The 11,652-nt window shown below is 53.3% G+C and carries 10 protein-coding genes and 1 pseudogene; 9 read left to right on the top strand and 2 right to left on the bottom strand.

Features of this window, described 5'->3' with window-relative positions:
- Positions 1-94 precede the first annotated feature (94 nt).
- Together AB4Z20_RS03055 and AB4Z20_RS03050 are read left to right on the top strand one after the other, a co-directional pair.
- Positions 95-2,158 carry a TonB-dependent receptor gene (locus tag AB4Z20_RS03055; RefSeq protein ID WP_442089311.1) on the top strand — a complete coding sequence of 688 codons (2,064 nt, stop codon included), beginning with the start codon at positions 95-97 and terminating at the stop codon, positions 2,156-2,158.
- A 107-nt stretch (positions 2,159-2,265) separates the two neighbouring features.
- A complete protein-coding gene (locus AB4Z20_RS03050) occupies positions 2,266-3,687 on the top strand; it encodes a diaminobutyrate--2-oxoglutarate transaminase (RefSeq protein ID WP_320390325.1) in 1,422 nt (473 codons plus the stop codon).
- Between the two features lie 189 nt (positions 3,688-3,876).
- Here AB4Z20_RS03050 and AB4Z20_RS03045 read toward each other — a convergent pair whose 3' ends face one another.
- Together AB4Z20_RS03045 and AB4Z20_RS03040 are read right to left on the bottom strand one after the other, a co-directional pair.
- Complete coding sequence (locus tag AB4Z20_RS03045) at positions 3,877-4,377, bottom strand: methyl-accepting chemotaxis protein (protein ID WP_223471818.1); 501 nt, start codon at positions 4,375-4,377, stop codon at positions 3,877-3,879.
- 372 nt (positions 4,378-4,749) lie between these two features.
- Positions 4,750-5,904 (bottom strand): annotated as a pseudogene (locus AB4Z20_RS03040) (FIST signal transduction protein); the annotation flags it as partial.
- 455 nt (positions 5,905-6,359) lie between these two features.
- Between AB4Z20_RS03040 and AB4Z20_RS03035 the strand changes: the two are divergent.
- The 7 genes from AB4Z20_RS03035 (at position 6,360) to AB4Z20_RS03005 (ending at position 11,243) form a co-directional block, all read left to right on the top strand.
- Complete coding sequence (locus AB4Z20_RS03035) at positions 6,360-6,743, top strand: SMI1/KNR4 family protein (protein WP_442089310.1); 384 nt, start codon at positions 6,360-6,362, stop codon at positions 6,741-6,743.
- Positions 6,744-6,817: 74 nt separating this feature from the next.
- Entirely contained in the window at positions 6,818-7,111 is a 294-nt protein-coding gene (locus tag AB4Z20_RS03030; RefSeq protein ID WP_442089309.1) for a hypothetical protein, read from the top strand.
- Between the two features lie 80 nt (positions 7,112-7,191).
- Positions 7,192-7,461, top strand: coding sequence for a DUF7660 family protein (locus AB4Z20_RS03025; RefSeq protein WP_442089308.1), 270 nt, complete (start codon positions 7,192-7,194; stop codon positions 7,459-7,461).
- A gap of 397 nt (positions 7,462-7,858) precedes the next feature.
- Positions 7,859-8,257 (top strand): SMI1/KNR4 family protein, encoded by a 399-nt coding sequence (locus tag AB4Z20_RS03020; protein WP_442089307.1) that lies wholly within the window; start codon positions 7,859-7,861, stop codon positions 8,255-8,257.
- 244 nt (positions 8,258-8,501) lie between these two features.
- The gene (locus AB4Z20_RS03015) at positions 8,502-9,140 is read left to right on the top strand and encodes a T6SS immunity protein Tdi1 domain-containing protein (protein ID WP_442089306.1); all 639 of its coding nucleotides are present in this window, start codon (positions 8,502-8,504) and stop codon (positions 9,138-9,140) included.
- A 607-nt stretch (positions 9,141-9,747) separates the two neighbouring features.
- Positions 9,748-10,242, top strand: coding sequence for a hypothetical protein (locus AB4Z20_RS03010; RefSeq protein WP_442089305.1), 495 nt, complete (start codon positions 9,748-9,750; stop codon positions 10,240-10,242).
- Between the two features lie 551 nt (positions 10,243-10,793).
- Positions 10,794-11,243, top strand: a complete 450-nt coding sequence (locus tag AB4Z20_RS03005) for a hypothetical protein (protein ID WP_442089304.1) — start codon at positions 10,794-10,796, stop codon at positions 11,241-11,243.
- Positions 11,244-11,652 lie beyond the last annotated feature (409 nt).

Raw genomic sequence — 11,652 nt, 5'->3', positions numbered from 1 at the left:
AATTTTTTTTTGGATTAGACTCCGCTCCGCTGGCGCCAAGCAGCCTTCGGCCAGTTAAAAAAACCTAAAAATATCTGTCGCAGGGGAGCGGGGCGTGAATTTCAAAAAGAACACAATTGCGTTGGCTGTAGGGTCGGCCATCGGCCTGAGCAACGGCGCATGGGCGGCTGAAGAAACCGGCAAGATGGAGATCGCTCCGATCACCGTGACGGGTGAAAAAATCGACCGCACCCTCGAGAAGACCCAGTCCAGCGTCGTGGTCGTTACCGACAAGAACCTGCGTGAACACGGCGACAAGGACCTGGTGGATGTGTTTGCCCGCACGCCCGGCGTCTTTAGCCAGGCCGGCAATGAGAACTGGGGTATTCGTGGCGTGCCGGTGTCCGGTTTTGACGACCAGGGCCCGGCGACTCTCAACGGTGCGGTATCGGTGTATGTCGACGGCGCCGTGCAGCCAAACCGTGCGCTGACCCTCAGCCCGGTTCCGCTCTGGGATGCCGAGCAGGTCGAGGTTTTCCTTGGCCCGCAATCCACCACCCAGGGCCGTAACTCCCTGGCCGGTGCGGTGGTTATCCAGACCAAAGACCCAACCTTCGAACCGAGCTTCTCGGCGCAGACCAACGTGGGCAACTACGGTGAGCATGGTGCGGCCGTGGCGGGTGGCGGGGCCATTGTGGATGACAAGATCGCCGGCCGTATCGCCGTGGATTATTCCGACGGTGACGGCTACATCCGCAACACCACGCTCGATAAAGACGCCAACCCGCATCGCACCAGCAACGCCCGCGGTAAATTGCTGATCCTGCCCAATGACGACACTGACGTCTTGCTGACTTATGCCCATAACGAACATCGCCAGGGCGACCGCTCGACGATGCGCGGCACCGATGGCAAACCGAGCTATTACGACATCGCGTCCAACACCGAGGCCTTCGACAACCTCAAGCAGGACACCCTCAGCGCCAAGGTGGACTACCGGCTGAACGATGCCTGGTCGTTGACGAGCATGACCGCCAATACCAGTACGGACTACAGCGCCCGTCTGGACTTTGACCAGACAGCCGTGGACGACCAAGTCGTTTTGCGTAAACAGGATGGCAACCTGTTCAGTCAGGAACTGCGTTTGAATTACGCGTCCGACACCGTCAAGAGTTTCGTCGGTGCCTACTATGGGCGTAACACCAACGACTTCCATGACCGCTTGTTGTTCGATGGCGCGCTGTTCGGCACGGTCAAGGGCGATACCACGATCGAGAACAAGGCAGTGTTCGGTGAAGTCAACTGGACGTTCGCACCGCGCTGGACCTTGATCACCGGCCTGCGTTATGACCACGAGACGAACGACACCGACGTCGAGCAGGATGATTTCTCCGAGCCGGCCAAAGTCAGCAAGTCTTTTGATGCCGTACTGCCGAAACTCGGCATAGATTATGAACTGGCCACCGACCAATACCTCGGCTTCATGGTGCAGAAGGGCTATCGCGGTGGCGGCGTCAACCTGCGCTCCGGTAGTGGCCACCAGGCCTACGACCCGGAATACACCACCAACTACGAGTTGTCCTACCGCGGTTCGTTCTTCGACAAGACCCTGCGTACCCGCGCCAACCTGTACTACACGGATTGGAAAGACCAGCAGGTCAGTGTTCGGCGCAACGGCAGCAACTTCATTGATGTCTTCAACGCTGGTCGCAGTGATGTCAAGGGCCTGGAAGTCTTCGTCGAAAAAGACATCAGCGAACAGCTGACGCTGAACCTCGGTGGGGCCGTTACCGATAGCAAATACAAAGACTTCGTCACCGGTGATGGCCAGGACATGAGTGGCGAGTCGTTCCTTTCATCGCCGAAATACAAAGTGTCGGTGGGCGGCGTCTATCGCTTCGACGACCGCCTGATATTCGGCACGGATGTGGTCTACCAGAGCACCGCGCCTTCGGAATATCAGTTCGATGCCAGCGGCAAGGTCACTGGCGAGCGCCGGAGCGACAACTACGTGCTGGTGAACTTCAACACCGAGTACAAAGTCACCAAGAACGTTGCGGTCTCAGCCTATGTGAAGAACGCGTTCGACAAGGAATACGTCACCAACAACCGAAGCGACGACATCATCGACGTCGGTGCACCGCGCACGGTGGGGATGATCCTGCGCTACGACATGTAACCCATGGGCGCGGGGAGGCAATCTCCCCGCGTCTGCTCTGCAACGTTTCGGATGTTTGTTTCCAGGCTGTTCGTTCCCTTCCAAACCCAGCCTCCATGGAGGAAATCATGAGTGCTTTTTCGAATGTCACAGCAGGTGGCGCGCAACAGCTACGCCTGTTGCACACCGGTCTGTCGAGTCCTTACTGCCTCGATTCCACGCCGTTGCTGGAACGTCAGCAACAGCAGGAGTCCAACGCCCGCAGTTACCCGCGACGCATTCCCCTGGTGCTTGAAAGGGCCCATGGCATTTATGTGCAGGACAGCCGAGGGCAAGTGTTCGTCGATTGCCTGGCCGGTGCCGGGACCCTGGCGCTGGGCCACAACCACCCGGTGATCATCGAAGCCATCACCCAGGTCATGGCGGCCGGCGTGCCGATGCATACCCTGGATCTCATGACCCCTGTGAAGGATGCATTCGTCCAAGAGATTTTCGCTTGCCTGCCCAGCGAGTTCGCTCGCCATGCACGCATTCAGTTCTGCGGCCCGAGCGGGGCCGATGCGGTCGAGGCCGCGCTCAAGCTGACCCGTACCGCCACCGGGCGGCACTCGGTCCTGGCGTTCGAAGGGGCCTATCACGGGATGACCCTGGGCACGCTGGCCATCAGCGGCAACCTGTCGCCGAAAAATGCCCTCGGCGCGCTGATGCCCGGCGTGCAGCGCCTGCCGTTTCCCCACGATTATCGTTGCCCGTTCGGGGTGGCCGGCGATCAGGCGGTCACCTTGAACGTGCGCTACTTGGAACACTTGCTCAACGACCCGGAAAGCGGGGTGACCGCACCGGCGGCAATGATCCTGGAGCCGATCCAGGGCGAGGGTGGGGTGATTGCCGCGCCGGACCGCTGGCTGCAGGAGTTGCGCCGGTTGACCCAGGCCCACGGCATTCCGCTGATCGTCGACGAGATCCAGTGCGGCATTGCCCGCAGTGGACGGATGTTCGGCTTCGAGCAATCGGGCATCACGCCGGATGTCATCACCCTGTCCAAAGCCATCGGCGGCGGGTTGCCGCTGTCGGTCATGGTCTACCATGAGTCGCTGGACGTCTGGCAGCCGGGTGCCCACGCCGGCACATTCCGCGGCAATCAACTGGCGATGGCGGCGGGTACCGCGACCTTGCGTTTTATTCGCGATCAAGGCCTGGTCCAGCACGCTGAAACGGTGGGCGCCCACCTGCAGAAACAATTGCAGGCGCTGCAAAACGAGTTCGCCTGGATCGGCGACGTGCGTGGACGCGGCCTGATGCTCGGCATGGAAATCGTCGACCCGCACGGCACCCCAGACGTACAGGGCCATCCGCCGGTGGACACGGCCCGGGCCAAGGCGTTTCAGCAGGCTTGCCTGAAGCACGGCTTGATCGTTGAACTGGGCGGACGCCACGGCGCGACCGTACGCTTCCTGCCGCCGCTGATCATCACCGAACAGGAAATCGATTTCGTCGCGAAAATCCTGTTCCAGGCTGCGAGCACAATCAACGAGCACCCCGCAGGCTGATCATCCAGGTCCGGACCAGCATCCGGACYCAACACCAAACCCTGTGGGAGCGAGCYTGCTCGCGAAGACGCCGGCCCCATCCAACATCACCACAAGCTGACCCACCGCTATCGCGAGCAGGCTCGCTCCCACAAGGGATTACGGGTGCCCACAGCATCCGGAYTCAACACCAAACCCTGTGGCAATTGCTCAAGCGCTGGCGTGAGTCAGCCCCGTCAAGGTGTCCGCGATGGCCTTCGTGCGTTGTGCGGTGCCTTCGGTGGTGCGGCTCGAGTCTTCCAGGGCATCGAGCATCTCGCGCAGGGCGCTGACGGCGACGGACTGGTCTTCGATCTGTTGGGCGACGCCTTGGATCTCCGTCGAGAGCAAGTCAATGTCCACGCCGATTTCCGCAGCATTTTTGCGGGTGATTTCCGCGAGCTTGCGGACCTCATCAGCCACCACCGCAAACCCTCTGCCCATCTCACCGGCACGCGCTGCTTCGATGGCGGCGTTGAGGGCCAACAGGTTGGTCTGTCCGGCGATTTGCTGGATGACCTGTACGATCGACTGAATGCGCAAGCTTGAACTGGCAAGCGCACGGGCGCCGACCACCGCTTCACCCGCTTGGGTGGCAAGCTGTTCGACGGTCGTACCGGCCTGCTCGGCGACGCTGTTTTGCCGGTCGATCGTGCCCGTGAGGTCATCCATCGACAAGTGCAGTTCGCCAGAGTAGTGCTTGATTTGCGTCGCCATCTGCGCCTGCTGCTGGCTGGCCTGGGCCAATACCTGCCCCAGATCGGTCAGGCCGTCGAACACCGGCAGGATGGTGTTGTCCAGGCCGCGAGTGTCCAAGGCGCTGCCGAAGTCATTCATCTTGAACGCCATGATCTGCTTGACCACGACATGGTTCAGGCCGGCCAGCTTCTTGATCTGGCGGCGCAGGAAAAACGCCTTGAACTCGCCATAGTGGGCGATGAAGTTGTCGACGTACTCATCGACAAAATTGGCGCCCTTGGTGACTCTGAAGAAGAAAATCGCCGTAAGGGTCTGGTTAAGGTTCAAGCCGAGGATTTCACCAAACGTCGAGAACCCGGCCAGAGGCACATCGCCGAAAATGCCGGCCATGCTACCCAGGTCGCTGCTGTTGTTGAGTCGCCGCAGGATGCAATCGTTGAGAATGGCGGCCACCGGACGGCCGCCTTTGCCCTTGAGGAATTTCTCGTAGTCGAGTCGGGTCGCCTCGCGAAGGGGCGTGCGCTTGACCATCACCAGCTCTTCGCCGGGCGCCACGTCGCAGAACAGCTGGATGATCTGCTGCTGATAGTCGATACGGGCAATGGAGCGCACGAACAGCTCATCGCCCACACGGATGGCGAATGAATAATCGGCCAGCTTCTTTTCCAGTGCCTGCGCACTGCACTCGAATGCATCGCACAGCGCCTGGACCATGCTCTTGATGTTGCCACGGCTGTCGATGACCTGGTCGATGGTGCGGTCTTCGACCGACGCGGTCAGCACGCTGAACGTCAGCCCGGCAGGTTGGAAGTTCTGGCTCTTGAACACCCCGAAGCGCACATCCGCCGCGGTTTTCAGGAAGACAATCTGCGCGTGGTTCTGATAACTGCGCTGCCCATCACTGATCAGGGTCTTTTTGAAATCCGTCTTGCCACCGGCAGAACCGCCGACAAACAGGCAAGGGAAACGTCCCGACTCATAGAGCGCCTCCATAAAGAACGACTCGGAAGCCGAAAGACCATCGAACACCACGTAGGCCAAGGTGTCGCGATGATCAATCGGCGTGCTCACTTGCGCCTGCTTGATGTTAGTCACCAACCTGGCGATTCGCTCACGCATGGCCAAGCGCTTGCCGCCACCGCGGATGTCCTCGCACTCCAGCGGCACCATCACCACCTCGGCCGACACAATCACACTGGCATCAAACAGCTGTAGCACCACCCGATCCCAGGTCTCGCCGGTCTGGCAATACAGCGTGTTCTCGCCGTTGCACAGTTCGCCCGACGTCGTGCACAGGCTGATGGCGCTGTGGGCGAAGCGCTTCTTGACCTTGGCGGCGACTTGATCGATGTCCAGGTGAGGGGAGATGAATCCGGTGATCAGCACTGGGGTGATACGTACGTTGGCCAGCGCCTGGACGAGTTCACCCGAAGTGCAGGCCACGCTGACCGTCCCTTGAGTGCGGGTTCGGGCTTTGTTGAAGAGGTTCGGTAGGTTCATGGCTGGACTCGGTTGAGCGCGACGTGATGCGTACGAGGTATGCGTGCGGAGTCCATTCTCTGTGGCGGTCACGGCTGGGGGGCTTGTATGGGCGTGAGCTTGTGCTATTTGCGGGGGTGGCCCATAGGGGCTTTTGGTTGGGGTTTACTACGTCTGTTGGCCAGCGACTTTCGTATGGGTGCCAGGGGAGGGCGATGAAAAAACAGTCTCTGACCTCTAGACGAAAAAATGGCAGCCGCTATGCTTCGGTGATGGCCTCTTGCCGCTTGTTATGGCCGCCACAAGCAATACTTGGCGCGAGACGGCCCCCCCCTTCATGAGGCGGTGATAAGTATGAGGCGAATTTTTGAGGGTGGATTGGGATGTTTTAGCGGAGTCTTTTGAGTTAATGGTTGATGAGTGAAAGGAGGTTCGGTAAGGGTAGCGGGAGAAGACCATGTTTCTGGGAGGGGTAAATGAATATTTCGAATGTTGGAGGAGTTGCTATAGTCAATGGTGCTATCTCGAGTGTTAGGTTGGTTGAGTTGCAAGAAAATTTTCACGTGCAACTGCCGGATGCTTATGTGCAGATGCTTAATTTGGCAGATGGTTTTTCATTGAAAAATGGTGTGATTTTATATTCTTCCAGTGAGCTTATTGAGAGGAATAAGACCCTAGAGGTGGAAAAATATGCATCAGCCTATCTTGCTATAGGTGACGATAGTGGTGGCCGTTCTATAATGCTTCCGCTTGCTGGTAAAGGTGTCTACTTGGTGGATCAAGGCAGTATGGATCCTGATGAATTTAAAAGGATCGGTATGTCGTTAACTGATTGGATTGCTGACGGGTGTGTGCTTTAAATATGTCGGGCGGGGTGCCGTTGTAGTGGGAGCGCGGAACAGAATAGACAAAAAAACAGTTAAGGACGAGAAATATGGCAATGCCAGATTGGCAGTTTAGTGATCCTCCGAACGTCGCAGTTATTGCAAATCAGAAAATAGTTTTATCGGGTGACTGGATAGCATATGTTTCGCATGATGGCGATGATGGTGCTTGGCAGTTTCATACCAATCAATCGGAGCCTGTCAGCGAAGACGATGCAATGATGGTTAGTTTGCAAAGTATTGTGACGCTAGATCCAACTATTATTGAGCTGGCTGATCTTCCGCTTGGGTGGCATGCGTGGCGGAGCTCTAAGTCAAGTGTTTGGCAAAGAAAGATAATGTAAGGGGGCAAGGATAGGTCGAGATTTGAATTCACCTGTAATTGGTCCGTTTCATAATCGTGATCTGTTCCCGGGAATAAATTATGACGAGTGATGAGTTGTGTGAATGCGCAAAGGCTGTTTCAACAAGAGAAGGTTTTGTCGATTTTGTTGAGATATTAAGTCGGGATTATGTAAGTAATCGTGATGAGTGGCAGAACGATACTCTGGATCAGTTTCTTTTGGGGCTCTCAGGTTTCGCGAATGACATGGGTGGGTATTACAAAAATATGGGGGAGGCTGTTGATGTTGATAAAATAACTTGGCGGATTGCTGCGGAAATGTTAATTGCTGCTACTGTTTACGAGGGATAATGGATTCTCGGGACCTGTCCCTACATGTGTCTGCTATTGGGAGAGCTTGCTTGAGCATTCAATGTTAACTTAAATCTGCTCTGTTTCGATATCTTGAGTCTGGTGATAGTGCAGAGTTGTTTAAAGTGCTCAGCATCCATCCAGAAATAATTTCGGAAAAGTATGGTGAGTACCCTGACGTACATCGATTGATAGATCTTAGGGTAGGGGGGCGAGGTTTTTGAGTTTGCCGTCAAATATCACAGGGTGAGTTAATAACTCTGGTTTCTATTGAAGAAGTATTTGATACGCCAGGAGTTCCCCTTTGGTTGACGGGAGAGAAATTGGTGCTGTGGGCTATAGATGAAAAGGAAAGTCCGTCAGACGAACCAACTGATTGGAGTAGGTATTGTTAGCTATGAAATATCATTTGACAGAGGGGGAGTTCAATGACCCAGCTGAATCCGAGATCCTCAATGACCTCTCGACTCACTCGGGTATGGCACTTCCAAAAAGTTATATCGACTTTCTCAAGCAGCATAATGGTGGCGAGGGTTTCATAGGCGAGAATTACATTATTTTTTGGAGTGCAGAGGAATTGGCCGACTTCAATCGGGAGTACGAAGTAGAAGTCTATGCTCCGGGCATCTTCTTGTTCGCTTCGAGCGGAGGCGGAGAGGGGTATGGCTTCGATACCAATGACGCAGCGATGCCGATAGTACGCATCCCGTTTATAGGCATGGATCGACGGTATGCCGAAACGCTAGCCTACGATCTCCCCGATCTATTTGCTCGGTTGGCAAACGAGGATGAATAAGCCAGGGCGCCCCAAGGGAATGGAGTTGTTCGAGATCGTACCGGTCATTTTAGGTGGCGATCCAATAAGCCCAGAAAACAAAACATGGTTGACGAGGCAACAGCATTTTGAAGCTGTGCGCTATTGAAATCAAGTTGTCAGCGGTAGGCGAAAGGAGCAGGGGTAACAAAAGCGGATACTGTAGAAAATGTGAACTGCTCCAATGTTTTTTAAAGTTGACAATATGAAGATCGGAGATTGATGAATGTATGATGTTTTCCGCAGTTCTTTCTCCGAGGATTATCGTGTAGTCGATAAAGGCCTGACTGCTCTGGATATTAAAGGCGACGCTTATGGGGTGTCTGAACTGATGTCGGAGTTTGGAGGGTGTTCATTTGATAGAGCATTATATCGAGTGATGGCGCCTAGCTCGATTAGTGAGTGGAACCAAGTCATTGAATATGCGTTTCCCAATTTCGATGGGCGTGTGCAATGCTTTGGTTACGATTGGCTAGGTCGCATATTTGCGCTGGATTCAGGTCGGTTGGAAGGGGGGCATTCTGGAGTTGTTATGTTTGAGCCAGGAACCGGAGAGGTGCTAGAGATTCCCTGCAATATCGTGACTTTTCATAACGAAGAATTGATGGAGTTCCGAGAAGAGGCCTTAGCTGTTAGCTTCCATATTCAATGGTTAGCTCAAGGTGCTGCTCCTAGCTATGAAGACTGTATCGGCTATAGGGTGCCATTGTTTCTCGGTGGTAAAGATGTTGTCGAAAACCTAGAGGTTTCAGACCTTGATGTCTACTGGACATTAATAGGCCAAATAATTAGGAAAACGAAGGAGCTTCCTCTAGGTTCATTGCTGGCGAATATTGTGCTTACTGATGAGGGAGAAGGAGCGTAGAGCCACATTTTCACTTGACGCATACTAGGGAATCTATGGTGAAGTCTGATGAGGCTAACAATGCAGTCGAGAATTTTTATGGTGTCTTCAATAGATGTTGAAGTGGCTAATAAGATAATGTCTTGAAAATATTCCCAATCTATCGCGAGTGAGAGTGGTGTCGAAAATTTTATCTATATTTTTACACGTTATTAAAGTGACTGTTCTGCCACTGGCGTTGTCTAGTTGTTGTCTGATAGAGATGGAGCAGGTTTTTCTTGACGAGCTTCGTATTGAAAATAAGCTGGCAATACCAATAACATATTGCAACGAATTCGATGCTACGACCTGTTCTGAGGTAGTCCAAAGCGGCGGAAGCTACAGCGTAATTTTCGTTTCGCACGTTGATAATGACGATGACGAAGAGAATTTAGAGGCATTTGATCGACAAAACATCAGGGTCTGTGGAAAGGTCCTTGATCTCAAACTGATTCGCTCAGTGTCGCCAATAGTTAAGCGTGACAAGGACCATTCCGAGATCATCATTAATAGGGCGGTAAGCGATAAATTTTGCCAAGGGTAAATTAGGTCAGACCCTGAGGGGCCCCGGTTTAAGGAGGTTGGCTAGATGAGTTCTTCAATTGTTTTTAGCTTGAGCGAAGATGATAAGTCAATGAGGTTGGTTTATCGTCTTGAACATGACTTGGAAAGAGATCACGAAAGAGTATCTTTGACTCAAGCTTTAACATTGGATAGAACCCGCCCGCTTAGGGGTCTTAAAGGAATCTATGGACTTTTTGGATCAGCAGATTGGTGGGATAGCATCCGCCAAGGACGAATGCCACTGTTATTCGTTTCTGGCGTCATTTTGCGGGCTTATGTTGCGGGGCAAGATAAGCATCAAGCAAATAATATGCTTGATTTAAAGCTAGAAGACGGCTCGGTGCGAGCTGTTGGTATTTATGTCAATGACAGGGAAGACGTTCGGTTGTTTCGGTCTGGTTACAAAGCTAGTGTTGTGTATGCGTTAGATGAATTGAAACAGCAGCCGGCTTCTGATGGTAGTGTGAATTATTCGAAGGTTGCATTGGAGATGGCGGTTTCGTTGCAGTCTGTTATATAGCGAAAACCAGTTGGCAGCTTTGGGGCAGTGCGCGCAGATCAAGTCTTCTGATGTATTTTTATTGACTGAAACAGTAGGGGAATAGAAAAGGGTGCTGTCTCTTCTGGAGTTGACTAAGTTTTTGGTCCGACTTGTACGAAAGGACTCTCCATATGCCACGCAGAGCATGCGTCTCGATACCTGGCGTATCCTTGCGTTCAATTCTATGGGGCAACGAGGCATATTTGTTCCGAGGGGTGATAGCTTGAATGGGTGGAAGCCATGGTGATGAAGAGGTTGATGAGCTTGGATGAAATGGAGCCAATCGCTAAGGAGGCTACGCGTCTGGCGTTAAGTGAGTATCCGGAACCGTCGAAGGGAAGCGGGGACAGACCACGTTTTCTGATGAAACTGAAGCAATGATCGAACGGGGAGTTCAGCGAGGTCGACCGGAGGGCGGGACAGCGATTGTCGTCTTAGTTTAGAAAACGTGTTCTGTCCCCGTTTTCTCTGTCCCCGTTTTCTAGAACTGGTTCGAGTCCACGATTGACTCAGCCAATAAGACGATTGGGGTGAGTATTAATTTGAAGTACGACACCGGTACGTTAACGGAGGCGCAAGCGACCAAGCTGATGTCTTTAACCCAGGATGGGGTATCTAGGTTCTGGAGCCGCACTATTGACCTGAATGGCGATACATATGCTGTTAATGTTAACGTGAGCAAAAATGAAGAAGGTATGCCGATTAGCCTGAAAATCGAAAGTGGAAAAGATTATGCGCGCTCGCTCAATACGAATGGCGCGTTCTTTCCATTCTCGATTCCGGGCGCCACCATCTATTGTCAGCAAGGGTATAGTAGTGGCAGGCTGGAGCGGGCTGACAATGACTATAAACTTGTTGCGGCACACGAAATCGGGCACCCAATCCTTACGCTGGCAGAAGGTTTGAAGTATTCGTGGGGCCACGAGGGGACTTCCGGGATCTTTGGAGGCGAAAACGGTACGCGGGCCTCTGCTTCCTGAACGGGCGAAATAAATCTGATGAAATACTACGAGCGAGTGAGCGATAAAGCAAAATATGACCGATCTATTGCGAGTGAGAGTTATGTCAAAAATCTTATCTATATTTCTACACGTCGTTAAAGTGTCGGTTCTGCCACTGGCGTTGTCTAGCTGTTCTTTGATAGAGATGGAGCAGGTTTTTTTTGACGAGCTGCGTATTGAAAATAAGCTGGCAATACCAATAGCCTATTGCAACGAATTCGATGCTACGACCTGTTCTGAGGTAGTCCAGAGTGGCGGAAGCTACAGCGTAATTTTCGTTTCGCACGTTAATAATGACAGTGACGAAAAAAAGTTAGAGTCATTTGATCGTCAAAACATTAAGGTCTGTGGAAAGGTCCTTGATATCAAGCTGATTCGGACAGTGTCG

Source organism: Pseudomonas sp. KB_12, assembly GCF_052114545.1.
Taxonomy (GTDB): Bacteria; Pseudomonadota; Gammaproteobacteria; order Pseudomonadales; family Pseudomonadaceae; genus Aquipseudomonas; species Aquipseudomonas brassicacearum.
Note: the sequence above shows the minus strand (reverse complement) of the source record. Positions and strands in the feature narration are given on the sequence as shown.

Coding starts and splice junctions, on each gene's coding strand:
- AB4Z20_RS03050 (WP_320390325.1), top strand. CDS start 2,266: ATGAGTGCTTTTTCGAATGTCACAGCAGGTGGCGCGCAACAGCTACGC.
- AB4Z20_RS03030 (WP_442089309.1), top strand. CDS start 6,818: ATGGCAATGCCAGATTGGCAGTTTAGTGATCCTCCGAACGTCGCAGTT.
- AB4Z20_RS03025 (WP_442089308.1), top strand. CDS start 7,192: ATGACGAGTGATGAGTTGTGTGAATGCGCAAAGGCTGTTTCAACAAGA.
- AB4Z20_RS03015 (WP_442089306.1), top strand. CDS start 8,502: ATGTATGATGTTTTCCGCAGTTCTTTCTCCGAGGATTATCGTGTAGTC.
- AB4Z20_RS03010 (WP_442089305.1), top strand. CDS start 9,748: ATGAGTTCTTCAATTGTTTTTAGCTTGAGCGAAGATGATAAGTCAATG.
- AB4Z20_RS03045 (WP_223471818.1), bottom strand. CDS start 4,377: ATGGATGACCTCACGGGCACGATCGACCGGCAAAACAGCGTCGCCGAG.
- AB4Z20_RS03035 (WP_442089310.1), top strand. CDS start 6,360: ATGAATATTTCGAATGTTGGAGGAGTTGCTATAGTCAATGGTGCTATC.
- AB4Z20_RS03020 (WP_442089307.1), top strand. CDS start 7,859: ATGAAATATCATTTGACAGAGGGGGAGTTCAATGACCCAGCTGAATCC.